Origin of the sequence: Pseudomonas sp. Pf153 (assembly GCF_001269775.1) — a bacterium.
Classification (GTDB): Bacteria; Pseudomonadota; Gammaproteobacteria; order Pseudomonadales; family Pseudomonadaceae; genus Aquipseudomonas; species Aquipseudomonas uvaldensis.
In genome coordinates this window covers 318,484-336,282 of sequence record NZ_LHVL01000009.1, presented here as the reverse complement: position 1 = coordinate 336,282, position 17,799 = coordinate 318,484, and the positions used below count along the sequence as shown (strand labels likewise).

The window sequence follows — 17,799 nt, the reverse complement described above, 5'->3', positions numbered from 1 at the left end:
TCAATCGGACCATTTTGAGGGTGCTGTGATGACCAATGCGGTGCCGCCGCTATCCTTCAATCCCGCCGGAATCGAGCTGGACCGTCGCCACGGGCTGAGTCGTCAGCTTTACCAAGCCTTGCGTTCGCGGGTATTGGACGGGCGCTTGGCCAGTGGTACGCGCCTGCCGGCCAGCCGCGATCTGGCGGCGGCGCTGTCGATATCGCGCAATAGCGTGGTACGGGCCTACGATCAGCTCTATGCCGAGGGTTTCATCGAAGGGCGAGTGGGGGACGGCACTTATGTGGCAACGCTGTCTTCATTGGCGTTGCCCTTGAAAAACATATCCACAAAAGTATCCACAGGGTTTTCTACAGGCTTATCCCCAGGTTTATCCACAAAAACCTCTCTGGATTGGCTCGATCTGCCAGTGGCGCCCGTCAGTAAAGTTATCCACAGCGGTGGCTTGGAACGGGTCGAAAAGCATCATCTGAACCCGCCGCCCAGTGGACCTCCCCGGGCGTTCCGGGTCGGCGTACCGGCCTTCGATCTGTTTCCCTTCGACGTCTGGGCCAAGCTGAACGCGGCTTTCTGGCGCAAACCGGATCTGCAGCAGTTGTGTTATGGCGACTCCCAGGGCGACGCACGTTTGCGCAGTCTGATTGCCGCGTACTTGCGAAGCTCTCGGGGCTTGCACTGCACGGCTGAACAAATTGTGATCACCAGTGGGGCCCAACAGGGCATCAGCCTTTGTGCACAGCTGTTGGTGGATCCTGGTGACATCGTCGCTGTGGAAAACCCTGGCTATCGCGCCGCCGGGCATGCGTTTTCGGTCGCCGGCGCCGAAGTGCGCGGAGTGCCTGTGGACAACGAGGGGCTGGATTGCGCGGCGCTCGGTACGTTGAGCAACTGTCGACTGGCGTACGTCACCCCGTCCCACCAGTATCCGCTCGGTGTCGTCATGAGCCTGGCCCGGCGGCTGGAGCTGCTGGCCTGGGCCGAACGCAACGACGGCTGGATCGTCGAGGACGATTATGACGGCGAATACCGCTACAGCGGCGCGCCGCTGGCTCCGCTGGCGGCACTGGATCGCCAGGGACGTGTCCTGTATGTCGGGACATTCGGCAAAGTCGCATTCCCGGCCTTGCGCCTGGGCTATCTGGTGTTACCACCGGGTCTGGTGGACGCCTTCGCCCGTCGCCGTGCGGTGGACGTGCGCCATTCGGAAGTCAGCACCCAGGCGGTGATGGCCGAATTCATGGCGGCCGGGCATTTCCAGCGGCACATCCGGCGCATGCGGCGGGCCGCGTTGACGCGGCGCGATGCGTTGCTTGCGGGCTGGCCGAGGGCTATAGAAGGTGTCGGAACCTTGCCCACGGTCGTGGCCGGGCTGCATGTCACGGTGCCGGTGGACAGTGTCGAGCGCGAGCGTGAACTGATCGACCAAGCGACTCGCGCAGGTGTCGAAATCAATGGACTGAGCAGTTATTGGCTGCCCACCACACCGGCGTCGAACGTGCGTGCCGGGCTCGTGCTGGGGTTTGCGGCCGTCCCGCCAGTGGCGATCGAAGCGGCACTGGCGAGCCTGGACAGGGCATGGAACGGGGACGGTTGAACACTGGGCACCCAGGGACGCCCAGTGCTCGGGGTTATGCTGGTCGTTTGGGAAAAAACACTTCTATGGCTTGATCTACGGCGATCTCGCTACGGTAATGGTCGATCAGTTGATGCTGGTTGAGGTCGTTGGTCACATCGGCGGCTTTGCCCAGGTTGACCTGTTCCGGCGTCTTCAAGCGGGCAGACAGGAAAGCGTGAGCCGGTACCCAATCGGTCGAATAGTGGAAGTCCGCAAACCAGAGGGTTTTGTTTTCTTTCAGGTCCTTGATCTCATACCTGTCCAGGTAACCATACAAGGGGCCCTTGATACGTTGTCGGCTTTTTTGCTTGCTGATGGAAATCTGGTTCCGGCTCTTGAGCCAAGTAACGCTGCTCATGGTGGGTGGACGTTGTTTGATGACCTTGAGCACGGCTGCAAACCCCTCGTCATACAGAGCCTTCGCGGCCTTCTTGAGGTCTGCGCTCGTGGATTGGGCGATACGCCGGTCCTCGGCTGAGACGTCCACCGTTTCGTTCGAAGTCGAGTCCAGTGCTTTGGTGATCGCGGCGCCGACTTTCTCCATCCGGCTGGCATGGGCGTTCAGGATCACGCCGAGACCGGCCGGCGAACGCGAGGGTTTCTGCAGGTTTTCCGCGACTTGCACCTTGAATGCCGTCAAGCCGTTGATCAACGCCTTGCCCTTCGTCACGCTGGTTTTAAGGGGGGGAACGACCGACGGCATGCTGGCCGGCGGGACGTCGGCATTGACGTGGGGCACCCATTCGCCGCTCTCCTTGCGATGGAACGTGGCGATGATCTTCTCGGAAAACGGGTGTTTGACGTCGACCCAATCCGTTTCCTCCTTCAGCTTCGTCAAGCGAGGTTCGCCACTGACCAGGCCCCAGAACCGCGCCCTGATGAATCTTTTTCTCGGCCTCGGACGCTTCTCATAGGCGGCGCCCGTAGTCCGTCGGTTGCTTCTTTCGTCCAGCGCCTGGGCCAGATGATGCAGTGTTCGCCGCTTGAGCTGGCCGATTTGCTTGACCAGTCGGTTGAGATCAGCCAGCCGAACGCTGTCCTTGTACTCACTGGCAATATATTCCAGATGCTCTTCGATGGCAGAGAACTGTTCCGTCAGGCTGCCATAGGCGTCGATCTGCTCGTCGAGGCGTATCACGCTGCGCTCTTCAACGGCATCGTGCAAGCTCTGGAAGGCGACCGTGACGTTATCGACCACCTGGTTCAAGTCCGCCCAGCCCTCGGGCATGGTGCTGACGCTGTCGAGTGACAGGCAAAGATGCCGGTACATGTCCAATTGGATAAGCCGGATCGCATCACTTCCGTAGGCGGGCATTTTTCCGCGGTGCTGGCGCAGAAATTCAAAGCCTTCGCGGCCCAGTTTCTTGAGCCTGGCAAAACGGGTCTCCATGTAATCCAGGCGCTCTATCATGTCGTCGCCCACTCGGATCATATTGTCGGCAGCGTCTATGTGTTCCTGTTCCAGGCTTTCGACACCGGCGGTGGTCATGTCCATGGCTTTTCTCAGGGCTGGGGTAAATCGCTCGTTCAGCGCGTCTATTTCCTCGAACGTGAAATTGATCTGTGCGTTCAGGTAGCCCAGCCTGGCCTGGGGGGCGTCGGGCCTTGCCTGGAAAACAGGCCATTCAGTCAATATCCTCAGCGCTTCGTCGTAGCTTTCACGTTGCGTCTTCAAGGTGCTGAGGTACACGTCGCGCTTGCTTTCCTTGGCAGAGCCCGAAGCCTTGTTCATTTCCTCGGCGTTCATCGTCAGGAGCTTCTGGTTCTGCGGTTTACTGTTCTCGATTCGGTTCAGCTCCGACAGCAGTTGCGTGCTGAGGCGTTTTGCTTCGGCGAGGACTGCCCGCCTGGCGCCTTTGGATCCGAGGCCACGCAAACGCAGTCGTGTGTCGACATGCCATTTTCCATGTGTGTCAGCCATCAAGGCTGGGCCGATACGGGCAGGATTGGCCTCGTCGACAATGAAAACCCGATCATCCTCCACCGCGACCTTGAACCAGGTATGCGCCACTTGTGTGTACCAGTCCTCGCCTCGTGGATAGAGGCCTTTGAGCGCGCCTTCGGTCTCGGGTTGCTCCAGTTTCTCGGGTTTGTCGATACGGAAGGTTTCGAGGAGTTTCACGCCTTGCCCCGATTTGCTGATCAAGGCACCGCTGGAATGAATGACGGCGTAGTGTTCGGGTAACTGTTCATTACCCTTGAGCGTTGGGCGTTTTTCGATGACCAGATCGATTTTTTTCAGATCCTCCAGTTCGATCACCACCTCCGACGCTGTCGATCGACGGCCACGCTTACCTTCCCTGGCGTGGGCGATGGCATAGGCAGTGATAGCCATTGCCATGTTCAGCAGCAAGTCGACAAAGGCTTCCCATGTGGCTTGGCTGTTGGATGTTTCGTCGTCCTGGGTCAGGGATTCGACGTCGTCGAGGATCTGCCAGAACCAGGCGGCGGTGCCGACGGCCGAACCCAGGTAGGGCAGCGCCAGGTTGAAAATCAACCAGCCAGCTTGCTTGAAGGTCTGCCAACGGTGTTCGCTATTGGAAATCGATTGACGATCGGCCAACTCGGCCAGGGCATTGGCGTTTGCCTTGAACAACTGTGGCAGGAAATCCGCACCCAGGGTGTTTTCACTCAGCCTGATAGGGGCACTATTGGCCCATGCCGAAAAAGGATCGGTCACAAAATCGATAATGGTCCAGGGGGAGGGCAGCGGGCCTGAAAAAACGTATCGGCTGTAGTTTTCACGCACGCCGTCGGGTAACCAGGCCAATACCGATTGGCGCAGGGACGCGGTTTGCTTGATGGCATAGATCAGGTTGCTGAACGATGGATACTGACAAAGCTGCGGTTCGAGCAGCGGCCGGTACAGCAGGCAGGGACCGGCATCCGGGCTTTCGGGCCCGATCACGAACATATTGGTCACGACGTCCTCTGAACCCCTCTGCTCGGAGACGAACGCAAGCTTGCGTATCACGATGGTCTGCCCGTCGATCTTGTGATCGGTTTTCTCGGGCTCCATCAGGGCGCATACATACCGGTAGCCCCGTTCATCGATGTTCCCGATTCCACGGATCTTGCTTTCCAGCGCGAGCAGGGGGAGCTGGACGTGCAGTTGGGAGGTGAAAAGGCTCTGGCGACGGCTTGACTCTGTCGGATCGGCGAGCAATTTGCTCTTGATCAGCTCGGGATAGGCACGACCGATATCGACTTGGGCAATGAGCTTTTCGAGATAGTCGACCGACATCCACTTGGGCAGGGCGGTGCCATCGACTGATCGGACCGTTTTATCGCCTGGAGGCAGCGCCATCAGGTTCTGCAAGGCCAACTCCACCAGGCTGAACCGGGCGGTTTCAAATTTCCCCGGCACAATGAAGGTGCCCCAGGCGACCAGACTGCGGATCTGGACCTGTATTTTTTCCAGGTCCAGTGTCGAGGCGTCGGCATGTTCCGATTGCATTTGCTGCTTCAGGGCCGTCAACGTATAGCGCTTGATGGATGGAATATCGTCCAGATAGGTCTTGCCTGCATGGGCACTGCTCAGTGCCGAGAGGCTTTTCATGTGTTGGGCGAACAGGATCTGGTCTGATACCGATGCGGCTTTCAACCAGTCGGGTATCTGCTTCTGGAACCAGTCTTCGGTCGGGTCGTTATCCACGTCCAATTCATCGGAAGAGGACTGCTCGGTTTCGCTCGGTATGAACCGTTGCAGAAACCCGGGCGAACCAATGATCTGGACCTGCATGGCGATCAATCCACAGGCCTTGTGGTCGAAGATATTGCCGTCGGGTTCGTAGAGCCGCCATTGGATTTTCCTGCGCACGCCGGTCCCCAGGTGAGCGGGCAGGGATTGCCCCAGCGCATGTTGTGAGTCGAATTTCTCGTAGCCGTTGCGCAGCGAGTAGGTCAGGATGACTTCCTGGCCGTCTATTTTGCCGCTTAGCACCATGATCGAATTTTCGTTTACGCGAGTTGCCTCGTCGCCGTTGACATCATCGATGTCGATCAAATACGCGTGAGTGTCAAAGCGGTCGTGCGCCTTGCGATCCTGCTGGTCGGGGTAAAGGTAAAGCAATCTCGCCATGACGCATTCGGTCGCGGTCCAGCCCTTGACCTGCCTGACGTCCCAAAGCTTGCGCAATGTGCGGGAAAGTTCATGCCAGCGCGGCCCGGATGCACCGAGCGAGGCGTTCCAGTACGCCAGTTGCTGTTCCTGGCTGGCGGACAACATGGTGGGCACCAGCTCGTTGATCATGTTGCCGATCTGCCCGATGCGCACTGGCAGATGTACTTCGGGCGTAGTCAGCGGCAGTTGCGTCAGATAATGCAGACCCTCGACCAACATGGTCGATTCGTTTTCGCCCACCCGTTCGGCCACCATGCTGCTCAGGGTTTCATAGCGTGTGGGGCGTTCCACGATTTCGCCATCGACAATTTCCCAGTTTGGCTCCCCGACGACGGTGTTGTGTGGGTCGAGGTCCAGTGCCGGATAGAGTCTCTTGAGGGCTTTGCGCAAAAGTACGGCAGCAACTTCCGGAGAGGTAGGACCGGCCAGCAATTGGTTGAGTACAGCATCCCTGAGGCTGGCTTCAGGCGTGGATTGCGCGGTTGTTCTTAAGGTTCGTGCCATTCGAGTCTCCCTGTCTCGCGATGCATCCAATCCCCGAAGCCAGATGCTTCGGGGAGCCCATGCTAGGAGTGGGCGAGACAGGGAAGGTGGTAACTATGTATATGCCGCAGTGGATTACTGTCCGGATTTGATCCGCGTCCAGGCCCGGGTCCGTGCGCGCTCGGCATCCCTGGGCAAGGGTTGCAGGGTGTAGAGCGTGGCCATGGCGGTCTCGGTCGGGTACAGGTTGGGGTTGCCGCGGATCGCCGGATCGACCATTTCCGTGGCGTCCTTGTTCGGGTTCGGATAGCCGACGAAATCGCTGACCGGGGCGATCACCTGCGGCTGCAACAGATAGTTGATGAAGGTATAGGCGTCGTCTGGGTTCTTCGCTCCTTTGGGAATGGCGAGCATGTCGAACCAGATCGGTGCGCCTTCCTTGGGCAGGCGCATGTCCACGGTCACACTGTTCTTGGCATCCTTGGCCCGGTTGGCCGCCTGGGAGAAACTGCCGGAATAGCCCACCGCCACGCAGATGTCGCCATTGGCGATGTCAGCCATGTACTTGGAGGAGTGGAAATAGGTGATATGCGGGCGGATCTTCATCAACAGCGCTTCGGCCTTGGCATAGTCCGCCGGCTTCTTGCTGTTGGGGTCCAGACCCAGGTGCTGCAAGGCCAGGGGCAGGATTTCCGAAGGCGAATCCAGCAGCGCCACGCCGCATTGCTTGAGCTTGCTGATGTTCTCTTCCTTGAAGATCAGATCCCAGCTGTCCACCGGCGCGTTGTCGCCCAGGGCTGCCTTGACCTTGTCCGGATTGAAGCCGATCAGAATGGTGCCGTACATGTAGGGCACGGCAAATTTGTTGCCCGGATCGTTGGCCTCGATCAGCTTCATCAGCTTGGGATCGAGGTGGTTCCAGTTCGGCAATTTACTACGGTCCAGCGGTTGGAATACTCCGGCTTCGATCTGCTTGGCGAGGAATACGTTGGACGGTACCACGACGTCGTAGCCCGAATTACCGGTCAACAATTTGGCTTCCAGGGCCTCGTTGGTGTCGAAGATGTCGTAGACCAGCTTGACCTGGCTGTTCTGCGCCTTGAAATCTTCCAGGGCCTTGGGCGTGATGTAGTCGAACCAGTTGTAGACGCGCAAGGTGCGCTCTTCAGCCTGGACGGCACCGCAAAGCAGCGCGGTGCAAAGGGCGGGGACCATCAAACGCTTGAGTCTGCTCATGCTTGTTTTCCTCATTGGGCGCTTTGAAAACCTTCGAGAACGTTCACCGCATTGATGCCGATTTCGGCCACCGCATAGCCGCCTTCCATCACGAACAGCGTCGGCTTGCCGAGCGCGGCGATGCGCTTGCCCATCGCCAGGTAATCCGGGCTGTCGAGCTTGAATTGGGAAATCGGGTCGTCCTTGAAAGTGTCCACGCCCAGAGAGACGACGATCACATCGGCGTCGTAGCGCTGGACTTCGTCACACGCCTGTTCCAGGGCGGCGCTCCAGGTGTCCCAGCCTGAACCGGCCGGTAGAGGATAGTTGAAGTTGAAACCTTCCCCGACCCCTTCGCCGCGCTCATCCGCGTATCCCAGGAAGAACGGAAACTCGGCCTCCGGGTGGCCGTGGATCGAGGCGAACAACACGTCGCTGCGCTCATAGAAAATCGACTGGGTGCCATTGCCGTGGTGGTAATCCACATCGAGGATCGCCACCTTCTCGTGACCCTGATCGAGAAACGCCTGGGCGGCGATGGCTGCGTTGTTGAGGTAGCAATAGCCGCCCATCAAATCGCTGGCGGCGTGATGCCCCGGCGGCCGGCACAAGGCAAAGGCGCTGCGGGCGCCGCGCTGGATGTCGGCCTGGGCGGTGAGGGCGACCTGAGCGGCGCTGTAGGCTGCCTGCCAAGTGCCAGCGGTGATCGGCGCGCCGCCGTCGAAGCTGTAATAGCCGAGCTGGCCGTGCAAGCTGGCCGGGATGACCGTGCGCAGGGTCCGGGCCGGCCATGTATAGGGCAACAAGTCGCCGTCGCGGTGGTATTCGGCCCAGCGATCCCAGGCACCCTTGAAGAACTCCAGATAGGCCGGGGTGTGGATGCGTTGGATCGGTGCTAGGCCGAAGTCCTGTGGCGCTTGCACCGGACCCAGTGCCCGGGCCTTCACCCGCTCCAGTACATGATCGGCCCGGGAAGGCATTTCGAAGCAGGGCATCAATTGCCCATCCATGATTTCGCAACGGCCGTGGTGCAGGTGATGATCGTCCGAGTAGATCGTCAGCATTTTTGTCTTCCGCAGGGCTGATCCGGTTGCTTACAGTCTTGCGGCGGGCGGCGTTTCAGAGAACGGCAGGAGAGGCCAAAAGGGGATCAGAATGGCCAAAAGGTTTGACCGTAAATTGTCCTTGTTTTGGACGGATCGGCGCGGAAGTGAATAAAAAAATACGTGGGCCAGATTAACTGGGTAGAAAGGTACGGCAGATAAAAAAGGTAACCAGTTGGCCGCCGTATTCACAATCGGCCATGATTCTATGCACTAGCCGAAAGTTTGACCTGATGCGAACCAGCGAGCGCACCGTCTGGCTCGTCGGACGAACCACGCCGGATACGGTCGAGTATTCGCAGGTCCATTGAAGTAGTGACACGAGCTTTTCGCAGGCCGTGCACAAATGAGCCTCGGAAAGTGCCTTGCCCTTTGTGTTTGCCGGCTTTACCGCTTTGGGTTGCTTTCAATTTGCTCATTTTTCGATCACCTCTAAAGTGATGCTATTACGCATCAAAGGTCAATACAAGGGTACCGTTCACCATCCTGAACTCGTTCTCGATATATACCGGGACTGCTCCGGGTAATGGTTTATCGATTTCAATGTAGTCTGCGCCGATGATCTTGCAGTACTGGATAACGGCGAATATGCAGAGTTCGATGACTCTTCCCTTCAAGGGATGCTGGCCATTTTCCCGTTTAGGATGCCCTTCCAGTAGCTTGATCCGTACCAAGGTACGTTTGCCGCTGGGTGTGGCAAAGCATAGGCCGCATAACAAATCTCCATACCACAGCGCGAGATCGAAATGCCGGGCATCGTTTTTAATGACCCCTGGTGAGTCATGCCAAGGGAAGCCATATTCTGATTCCCACAGATCGAACTGTTCGAGGGCGACGGCGTCGCTGCCTCCGAATCGCACCAATGCGAAATCAAGCGCGTTCGTGGGCTCAGGACCTATTGAATCTCCTCCCAGCAATGCTAGTAACTCGTTAGAAGCAATACGGGCTGCACTGGCATAAGCCCTCCATTCCTCAAATTTTCGCTGTGTGTGTCTTGCCAATTTCTCAATCCCTGGTTTCGGCGAATACGATGATCGTCACACCGTGCACCTGTGGTGTTCCTTTACACATGGCGTAAACGGAAAAAGGAGCGTTGGAACCGCTGGGCTGGGTGGCTTACAACCAAAAAAATGAAGCAGACCCGACGCAACGCGCCGGGTTTCTGTCTGGAAAAGCTGTCCGCTATCGCGGATCGACATTTTCCAGCGCCCGGTTCGCCAGCAATGAACTGAGTTCGATCAGTTGCTGAATGCCAAGGGCAACATGACGTCGCGAGCCGTCCAGTTCGAATGCCAAGTCATTGACCATCGCATCAGCCGATGCCAGGGTTTCGCTGAGGTTGGCGAGCAGGCATTCGTTGTCGATGTCTTCTATGACGGTAAATAGCTGGCCCGGCTGAGTACCGGCTTTAGGCTTTTTCTGTTTGGGTAACAGATAGAAGTCCAAGGTACGTTTGGCGGCGTCGTCGAGCTTTTTTGCGTTTAGGCCGTCCAGGTAAGGTGAGGAGGGGTCTGCCTCTGGAGGGTTTGGGGTTATTTTGAACATTTGCTGAGAACTCCTTGGTTTAGCCGCAACCTCTTCCCTACTAAAAGAAGGGTGGCGGCTGTACGCAGGTTAGTAGACCGGGGAGCTCAGCATTGCCGGCGCGCCGAAGCGCCCTGCGTACAGCCACCATCAAGCACAGGGTGGACCTGCTTGGATGGAGACTCATACATCTTACCGAGAACCACGGGCTACTAAACCCGACCACTGATGGGCAGTGGCAGGAAAACGATAGAGTCCGGGGGCAAGGCGCACAAGCCGGCGGATTCTGGCGTAATTGTAGGCAAAGGCGCAAGGATGTGTGGCTTGACGGAGGTACGGCGGTCAGGACGAAAGCGCTTACCTGTGGGAGCAAGGCAACTCCCCACATAGCCTCCATAGCCGGTGTGGCTTGCCGACGACAGCGGCTCAGGGACGGAACTGACTCGGCGCTACACCACTCCAGCGCACGAAGGCATGACGGAAGCTCGCGGTTTCGCTGAAGCCCAGCTTTTCGGCGATTCGGTGGATCGGCAGTTGGTCTTCGCACAGCATTTGCTTGGCCCGTTCGAAGCGCAGTTCATCCAGCAGCTCCTGGTAGCTGCAGCCGCAGTCCTTGAGGTGTCGGCGCAGGGTGCGTGCCGAGCAGTTCATCTGTTCGGCCAGGCCTTCCAGGCCGGGGGCGGCTTCCAGCTGGACGTTGAGCAGTTGGCGGATCCGTTCCAGCCAGGCCTGGCGTCCGGTGAACTCGATGTTCTGCTTGCGGCAGCGTTCGACCATGGCGTGGTGGGTGACGGGGTCGGCCAATGGCAAAGGCTGGTCAAGCCAATGCCGGTCGAAGGCAAAGGCATTGTCGATGGCGTCGAAACCTACCGGGCAATCGAAGTGTGCGGCATAGCGTGCCTGATAATCGGGCGCCGGGTGCTGGAAGCGTGCGCTGCGCAGTGGCAAGACATGGCCGAGCAGGTCGTTACAGGTGACCCGCAGAGAGACCATGCAGAATTCGGCGTTGAACGCCGCCAGGGCCGGGTTTTCCCGGTAGTCGCTGGCGCTGAACCAGACGTGCTGGCCGTCGTCGTCCAGTTTCAGGTCGAAGAGTGTTCCCAATAGCGCCGGATAACGCAGCGCCAGGCGCAAAGCGTCACCTAAGGTGGCACTGGTGAGCAGCGCATAACCGAGCATGCCGTAGGACGACACGTGCATGCGCAGACCGAGGTCCAGGCCGATGTCATGCTTGCGGGCCACGGCGTTGACGCAAACCTGCATTTCCTGATTGGTGGTGATGCGGGTGTCGGCCCGGTCCAGGTCCGCCGTGCTGATGCCGCTGCCGGCCAACAGCGCCTCGCTCGGCAGGCCTTCGTGCTTGAAAGCATCGAGCACCAGAGAGACGGCGTTTAGCGTAGTGAGGTGGGAATGAAGCATGTTGTTTTCCGGCCTTGGGACGCTGTATAGCGAGCAAGTTGTATGCCGGGCAAAGCGATAACCCAATACCGCACAATGCCGCAAAGGGCTGTTTACGCTCGCCGGTAACGGTTGCGGCTCGCGTTTTATGCAGGTCGCAGATTTTTACACGTTACCTGCCACTGGGAACAACCATGTCGATTTCAAACCCGGCCCCTTCGGTCGCAAGCTTGCCACGCCCCCTGCGAACCGATGGCGAGATCACCTCGCTGGCCTTGAGTGTGCACCTGCTGTTCGCATCACGGCCTTCACTGATGGATGTCGCACGGACGACGCTTCGAGAAATACTCGCCGAGCACGACCCCGCGTTGGCGCCTGCCGCTGCAACGGCCGTGATCCTTGAACCTCAATGGCGCCTGGAGGGCGGCCAACCGCACAAAGTGGGATACAACACCCATGAGTTGACCGAGGTACTGCTCGAGCGCTGTCGGGGTGTGGGTGTCAGGACGTTCAGCCAAGGCAGCTTTCTTGCGAAATTCCCTGGTGCGGAGACGCCCCAAGGCGAAAAGGTCCCCTTGGGTGAGCTCCAGCAGATGCTCGATGAATCGGCCTCCTTGCTGATTGAGTCCTACCAACAGCACCTGGTGGATTTCTGGAGCACGGGCACCCCCAGCGTCTGGCGACAACTGTCCGATCTGTTCAAGGCGCAATTGCAACAGGCTGCTTCGGCGCTGATGGGCGAAGAACACGCCACCGTTCAGGCCGTCCTCGATTATCCGGAGCAGGGGCTGCGACAACAGGCCAAAGGGCAGGGCACCACCCGAGCCTACGTTACGTTTGTCTATGAGGGAGACAGCGACGTTCCCCATGCGGAGGACGTGTTGGTATTGGCCATGACACGTCAGATGAATGGACGAGAAGTCGCTTTGCTCTACACGTTGTCGGGCGGTATCGAGGTGTTCGGTTCGGTGGCGGCGATGGAGGCGTCCTGGTTCGGTGCGCGCCGCGCGGCGGACTCGAAGCTGAGGAACTACACACCCGAGCAGGACATCTTCGACGCCTTGACCCTCTGTCTCCTGGAGCGTCAGTTGCAGCTGCTTGCCGGGATCAAGCCCTCGGTTTATCCCGATACGGCCAGTCTTGAGCGCGAAGTGGCACAGGTTTCCAGCCCCAGTACATTGCTGGGGGCCTTTCGCTCGGGGCATGAGGCCAGGCTGTCGACATTCCAGGATGTGCTTCCTGCCTGGCTGAAGAGCGCACCGTTGGCGGATCGTAGCGCCTACAGTCGATTGCTGTCATCGCTGGCGGCCCAACATCGAAGGCAGGCGTCATTCATGACGGGTATTCCGAGCATCCTCGAGTTTGCCGGCCAGGCGCTAAAGGAAAAGATGCTGGAGGATGATCCCGCGCGCAGCGATATCTCAGTGAGCGAAATTGAAGTGACCTTGTCTCGAGTGAGCAATTCCTCCTTCGAGATCGTCGATCCGCCATTTCCGCCCCGCCGCAGTGAAGCGCAAACCCGGACGTTTTCCGAAATGGCGATCAAGAATCTTGGCGCCTTTCCCCGGGTTCAATCGAAAATCACCTATCAGGGGGGCAATCCCCCCGCCTGGATGACTTATGAGTACCTGCGGGACCTGACCTCGCGAGCCGACATTGGCCAACACTACCCCGAGCTGCTGCGACGCAAGCTGCTGGACGATCCTTTGGATTCGGCTCGCAGGCAGCAGGCCTTTGGCGACCGCCTCGGCATCCTGTTGCCGTTGTTGGCACTGGAGCTGAAGATCAAGAAGATTCTGACGGATCAGGCTTATCGTTCCGTCGTTGCGGTATTCCAGCCAAGGGCTTTCATCGATTTCGCGGCCGGGCATGAACCGGTCGTCAGGCCCTTGGCCTTCCTGACGGAGGCCAATGCGACGCCCGACGTGGTCGGCAACATGTTTGTGATCGGTCCCAGGGATGCCGGTCACGGGCCTCATGTCCTTTATCGGCCTGCATCGTCCGCGCCCTTGATGGAGTTCGCTTCCCGTGCCGCGCTTTTTGACGCCATCAAGGATGTCGGCGCGTTGCAAGGCAGCGTGCTCGCCGGGCTCGGGCCTTCTGCACGGCGGATCTACGCCAACGGCGGTTTCCAGGAGCCGCACATCGGCCGGGTGCTGCTGTCCGACGTCACCTCTCCCCGGACTCCTGAGCCCGCATTGCTCGGCACGGAGCTGATCCAGGGCGATATTGCCGGCGCCCTGTACAAGGCGTGCGCCCAGGCGTTGATCGAACAGGCCAAACGGGCCTCGGTGTCCGACTCGCAGGCGCGTTGGGACAGTTTCACGCAGTTTGGCTGGGTAGCGTTCAACCTGTTGCTGCCGCTGTTGGAGGGGCCTGTAGTGATGATCGGCCTGTTGGCCCAGCTCACGGAGCGGCTTGATGAGTTCGTCGACAGCGAGGGGGTGGAAAACACCGGGGAAGCCTTGGCCGAGGTGCTGATGAGCCTGGCGCTGGTATTGGTGCATGGAGGTTCACGCCTGGGAGCGATCAGCCGATTGGAGGAACGGCCAGTGACCGAGGCTGAGGCTCCGGTTGTCCCGCCGGGTAACGCAATCATCAAAGAGCCGGCATCATCTGCTTCCGCCAACCCTTACGGGGCGAAGGCGCGGCTGGTCTATGGCTGGTCGAGCCCTCGTGCCCGGTTTTGCGCCCCTGAACTGACCAGTCTCGACACCTTCAAACTGGCGGCTCCTTCCACATTGCAAGGCTTGGTGGTTTCGGGTGAATACCAGGGGCTCTATCGACGGGGCAGCCTGTGGTTTGCCCAGGTCGAAGGCCAGTGGTATCGAGTGTCACGCCGGCTTGAGGGGGTGGTGATCATCGACGCCGCCCACCCGGCGCGAACCGGTCCCTGGCTTGAACAGGATGGGCAAGGTCGCTGGAGTCTGGGACACAGCCCGCGATTGCTCGGTGGCGCGGGTGGGCTGAGCGTCCGTGCCGCAAAAAAACTCAAGAGCCTGGAGAAGAAGGGGCGCGATCTGCTGGGTACTCTTGATCAACAAATGTCTGATGCCGGTTGGCTGTCCAGAAGTGAGCGCCCGCCTATCGATGTTGAGGATCTCATCGTCGGCAAGGCAACCGAGTTCGAGCGCTGTGCCGAGGAGATCGAGCAGTTGACGCAGGCACTGGGTGACCAGGCCCCGCGAATGTTGATCAAGGATCTGAGAGCCGGTGCCAGGCGTCTGCGGGAGTTGGGGCGAACCACCCGCATCGCGATGACCAAGGCAAAGCTGCCCAACGTTGGCGCGGTGGAGTATTTGCTGCAGGAGCAGGAGATCAGTATCCGCAAGGCCGGTGGCCGGGTGGATATTTCAGACAATAAAGGCAACGACTTCCTGCAGGTCTACGAGATTCGCGAGAGGCGCAACAACCGCGTGCTGTGGTTCGCGCACTTCCATTATCTGAAACAGGATGCGGCAGCGGATGCCTTTACCAAGGCTCACCTGAAGACGTACGAGCAGGGTGGGCGGGGCCTTGAGTTCCAGAAAGCCCAGCAGAAAGCCGGCCAGGCGGTTGAAAGGATCTGGCGTGCCGACATCGGCAGCACCGCCGCCAAGGCCTTGTTCCTCTCGGTGTAGCGGTATGAGGCGCGAGGAGATTCGCGCCTCACCGGTTGGCAGGGCTCAGCTCAGCTCACCGCACAGATCCAGCTCAACCAGCCGGCGGACGTCTTCCACGGCCAGCCCGGCGCCGATCAACGCTTGCAGCTTGCCGAACGCCGCCTCGCGGGTCATGCCGCCGCCGGACAGCACGCCGACACCGCGCAGACGACTGCCGGCCTCGTACACGTCCAGCTCCACGCCACCTTCATGGCATTGCGTCACCGCCACGACCACCACGCCGTTGTCCCGCGCCCGCTGGAGGCTGGCGAGGAAAGCCGGATTGTCGCTTGGGCCGGTGCCGCTGCCGTAGCATTCCAATACCAAACCCTGGATGCCACTGCCGAGCAGGCCGTCGAGGATCTCGGCACTGATACCGGGAAACAGCGGCAGCGCCGCTACGTTGGCCAATTGCTTCGGCTGGCGATAATCCAGCTGCGCTGGCAAGGACGAGGCTTTCACGCCACCGCCCTGGCGCTCCAGGCGCTTGAACGGATGACGACCGAAGCTGCGCACCTTGGCGCAACGGGTCGGCGCCAGCAATTCGCCATGGAAGTACAAATGCACGCCCGGCGCCAGGCCTTGGCCGAGGGCAACCAGCGCGCCGCTGAGGTTTTCCCAGGCGTCGCTGTCGGTCACGCCGGCCGGCAGCATGGAGCCGGTGAAACAGACGCGGGCGTGCAGGCCCAGCAACTGGAAGCTCATCGCTGCGGCGCTGTAGGCCAGGGTATCGGTGCCGTGCAGGATCAGCACGCTGTCGCAGCCTTGGACGTCCACCGCGTCAACCACTGCTTCGCGCAGTTGTTGCCAGTAAGCCGGGGTCATGTTGGCGCTGTCGATCAGCGGCGACATTTCCCTGAAACGCCATTGTGGGACGACGAGTTCGGGTTGGCTGTGCAGGTAGTCGCGCATCCGCGCTTCGAAACCGGAAGCCGGGGCCAGGCCGTGGGCACTGGCCTGCATGCCAATGGTGCCGCCGGTGTAGAGCACCATGACGTGCTGCGCGGCAGGGTAAGAGGCGGATTTCATTGATGGGTCTCCTGGACGAATGCACCTTGCGCCCAGCATGCCTGCGTGCGCAAGGTGTGTCACGTCGAGTGGCAGGACGCCACTCGTTGCGGTCTGTCGCGGCGGGTGGCGGGGAGCCACCCGCCAGGGCGATCAGCGTTGCGTGGCAGGCGTGCCCTGGGCTGCGCCTTGCTCGCGTGGAGCCGATTGGCTTGGGCTGGTCGGCCAGGCCTTCGGGTCCAGGTCCAGGTCGGTGAATTTGCTGGAGTCGAACACTGGCTGCTTGACGCCGGCGCGGCGCTGCTCGTCGTAGTCGCGCATCACGCGCAGGCCGACCTTGAACAACATGGCCAGGGCCATCAAGTTAACGAAGGCCAGGCAGGTCATGGTGATGTCGGCGAAGGCGAACACGGTCGAAAGGTCCTGCATCGAACCCCATACCACCAGCGCCAGCACCAGGCCGCGGAAAATCATCAGCACGGCGCGGTTGCGGCTGAGGAACTGCAGGCTGTTCTCGCCCAGGTAGTAGTTATAGAGGATGCAGGTGAAGACGAACAGCGACAGCGCGACGCTGACGAACACGCGACCCCAGTCACCGACCACGGCGGCCAGCGAGTTCTGGGTCAGGACGATGCCGTCACCTTCGAAGCCCGGGGTGTAGAAGCCCGACAGCAGGATCAGCAGCGCGGTGCAGGTGCAGATCACGAAGGTGTCGAGGAACACACTGAAGGCTTGGACCACGCCCTGGGCGCCCGGGTGTTTCACGGCGGCCACGGCGGCGACGTTCGGCGCACTGCCCAGGCCTGCTTCGTTGGCGAACACGCCACGCTTCACGCCCATCACGATGGCGCTGCCGAGCAGGCCGCCGAAGGCTGGGTCGAGGCCGAAGGCGCTCTTGAAGATGGTTTCCAGCATGGCAGGCACGTATTCGATCTGGGTGCCGATCACGTACAGGGTCACGCCGATATAGGCCAGGGTCTTGACCGGTACCAGCAGGTCGGACACCGCGGCGATGCGTTTGATGCCGCCGATGAAGGTGATGGCCAGCAGCACCGCCAGGACGATACCGGTGTGGCTTGGGTCGAAGGCAAAGGCGTTCTGCAGCGAGTGGGTCACGGTGTAGGACTGCAGGCCGATGAAGGCGAAGCCGTAGGTGACCAGCAGCAGGATGGAGAACACCACCGCCATGCCTTTCAGCTTCAGGCCGTGCTGGATGTAGTAGGCCGGGCCCCCACGGTACAGGCCGTCGCCGTCGGCGCGCTTGTAGACCTGGGCCAGGGTGCATTCGAAGAAGCTGCTGGACATGCCCACCAGTGCGGTGACCCACATCCAGAACACGGCGCCCGGGCCGCCGAGGGTTACGGCGATACCGACACCGGCGATGTTACCGGCGCCGACGCGGCCGGCGAGGCTCAGCATCAGGGCCTGGAACGAGCTCAGCTGGCCAGCCTGGCCGTGAAGGGACTCTTTGAAGACACTGAACATGTGGCCGAAATGGCGGAACTGGACGAAGCGCGAGCGGATCGTGAAGTAGCCACCGAGTCCCACAATAAGCAGGATCAGCACTTTCCCTGAAAGGAAGTCGTTGATGACTTCGAGCATGGATTATTCCTCGCTGTTTTTTGTTTAAGCAAATACTGGCCGCTGGAAACATCGTGTTACGACGGCCGACAGGCGGCCAGGCAGGTC

At 60.0% G+C, this 17,799-nt stretch carries 10 protein-coding genes; 2 read left to right on the top strand and 8 right to left on the bottom strand.

Annotated features, from left to right (window positions below; genetic code table 11):
• The first annotated feature begins 28 nt into the window (after positions 1 to 28).
• Complete coding sequence (locus AD666_RS06510; protein WP_053148954.1) at positions 29 to 1,594, top strand: PLP-dependent aminotransferase family protein; 1,566 nt, start codon at positions 29 to 31, stop codon at positions 1,592 to 1,594.
• A 34-nt stretch (positions 1,595 to 1,628) separates the two neighbouring features.
• Here the strand turns inward: AD666_RS06510 and AD666_RS06505 are convergent, their stop codons facing one another.
• The 6 genes from AD666_RS06505 to AD666_RS06480 form a co-directional block, all read right to left on the bottom strand.
• On the bottom strand, positions 1,629 to 6,242 hold the full coding sequence (locus AD666_RS06505) for a dermonecrotic toxin domain-containing protein (protein WP_053148951.1): 4,614 nt from the start codon (positions 6,240 to 6,242) through the stop codon (positions 1,629 to 1,631).
• A 114-nt stretch (positions 6,243 to 6,356) separates the two neighbouring features.
• Complete coding sequence (locus AD666_RS06500) at positions 6,357 to 7,457, bottom strand: polyamine ABC transporter substrate-binding protein (RefSeq protein ID WP_053148948.1); 1,101 nt, start codon at positions 7,455 to 7,457, stop codon at positions 6,357 to 6,359.
• 11 nt (positions 7,458 to 7,468) lie between these two features.
• Positions 7,469 to 8,500 (bottom strand): histone deacetylase family protein, encoded by a 1,032-nt coding sequence (locus AD666_RS06495; protein ID WP_053148945.1) that lies wholly within the window; start codon positions 8,498 to 8,500, stop codon positions 7,469 to 7,471.
• Between the two features lie 485 nt (positions 8,501 to 8,985).
• Entirely contained in the window at positions 8,986 to 9,540 is a 555-nt protein-coding gene (locus tag AD666_RS06490) for a hypothetical protein (protein WP_053148941.1), read from the bottom strand.
• A 181-nt stretch (positions 9,541 to 9,721) separates the two neighbouring features.
• Positions 9,722 to 10,084: a DUF6124 family protein gene (locus AD666_RS06485; RefSeq protein WP_053148938.1), complete on the bottom strand. Its 363-nt coding sequence runs from the start codon at positions 10,082 to 10,084 to the stop codon at positions 9,722 to 9,724.
• Between the two features lie 405 nt (positions 10,085 to 10,489).
• A complete protein-coding gene (locus tag AD666_RS06480) occupies positions 10,490 to 11,482 on the bottom strand; it encodes an AraC family transcriptional regulator (protein ID WP_053148936.1) in 993 nt (330 codons plus the stop codon).
• Between the two features lie 173 nt (positions 11,483 to 11,655).
• On the opposite strand from AD666_RS06480, the gene AD666_RS06475 reads away from it, so the two are divergent.
• Positions 11,656 to 15,081 (top strand): dermonecrotic toxin domain-containing protein, encoded by a 3,426-nt coding sequence (locus tag AD666_RS06475; RefSeq protein WP_053148933.1) that lies wholly within the window; start codon positions 11,656 to 11,658, stop codon positions 15,079 to 15,081.
• A 45-nt stretch (positions 15,082 to 15,126) separates the two neighbouring features.
• Here the strand turns inward: AD666_RS06475 and AD666_RS06470 are convergent, their stop codons facing one another.
• Both AD666_RS06470 and AD666_RS06465 read right to left on the bottom strand, forming a co-directional pair.
• The gene (locus AD666_RS06470; RefSeq protein ID WP_053148930.1) at positions 15,127 to 16,131 is read right to left on the bottom strand and encodes an asparaginase; all 1,005 of its coding nucleotides are present in this window, start codon (positions 16,129 to 16,131) and stop codon (positions 15,127 to 15,129) included.
• A gap of 132 nt (positions 16,132 to 16,263) precedes the next feature.
• Positions 16,264 to 17,712, bottom strand: coding sequence for a sodium:alanine symporter family protein (locus tag AD666_RS06465; protein WP_053148927.1), 1,449 nt, complete (start codon positions 17,710 to 17,712; stop codon positions 16,264 to 16,266).
• Positions 17,713 to 17,799: the final 87 nt, after the last annotated feature.

Excerpts from the sequence above, each read along its gene's own strand:
- AD666_RS06495 (WP_053148945.1), bottom strand. The coding sequence starts at position 8,500 with ATGCTGACGATCTACTCGGACGATCATCACCTGCACCACGGCCGTTGC.
- AD666_RS06500 (WP_053148948.1), bottom strand. The coding sequence starts at position 7,457 with ATGAGCAGACTCAAGCGTTTGATGGTCCCCGCCCTTTGCACCGCGCTG.
- AD666_RS06470 (WP_053148930.1), bottom strand. The coding sequence starts at position 16,131 with ATGAAATCCGCCTCTTACCCTGCCGCGCAGCACGTCATGGTGCTCTAC.
- AD666_RS06480 (WP_053148936.1), bottom strand. The coding sequence starts at position 11,482 with ATGCTTCATTCCCACCTCACTACGCTAAACGCCGTCTCTCTGGTGCTC.
- AD666_RS06485 (WP_053148938.1), bottom strand. The coding sequence starts at position 10,084 with ATGTTCAAAATAACCCCAAACCCTCCAGAGGCAGACCCCTCCTCACCT.
- AD666_RS06510 (WP_053148954.1), top strand. The coding sequence starts at position 29 with ATGACCAATGCGGTGCCGCCGCTATCCTTCAATCCCGCCGGAATCGAG.
- AD666_RS06505 (WP_053148951.1), bottom strand. The coding sequence starts at position 6,242 with ATGGCACGAACCTTAAGAACAACCGCGCAATCCACGCCTGAAGCCAGC.
- AD666_RS06465 (WP_053148927.1), bottom strand. The coding sequence starts at position 17,712 with ATGCTCGAAGTCATCAACGACTTCCTTTCAGGGAAAGTGCTGATCCTG.
- AD666_RS06475 (WP_053148933.1), top strand. The coding sequence starts at position 11,656 with ATGTCGATTTCAAACCCGGCCCCTTCGGTCGCAAGCTTGCCACGCCCC.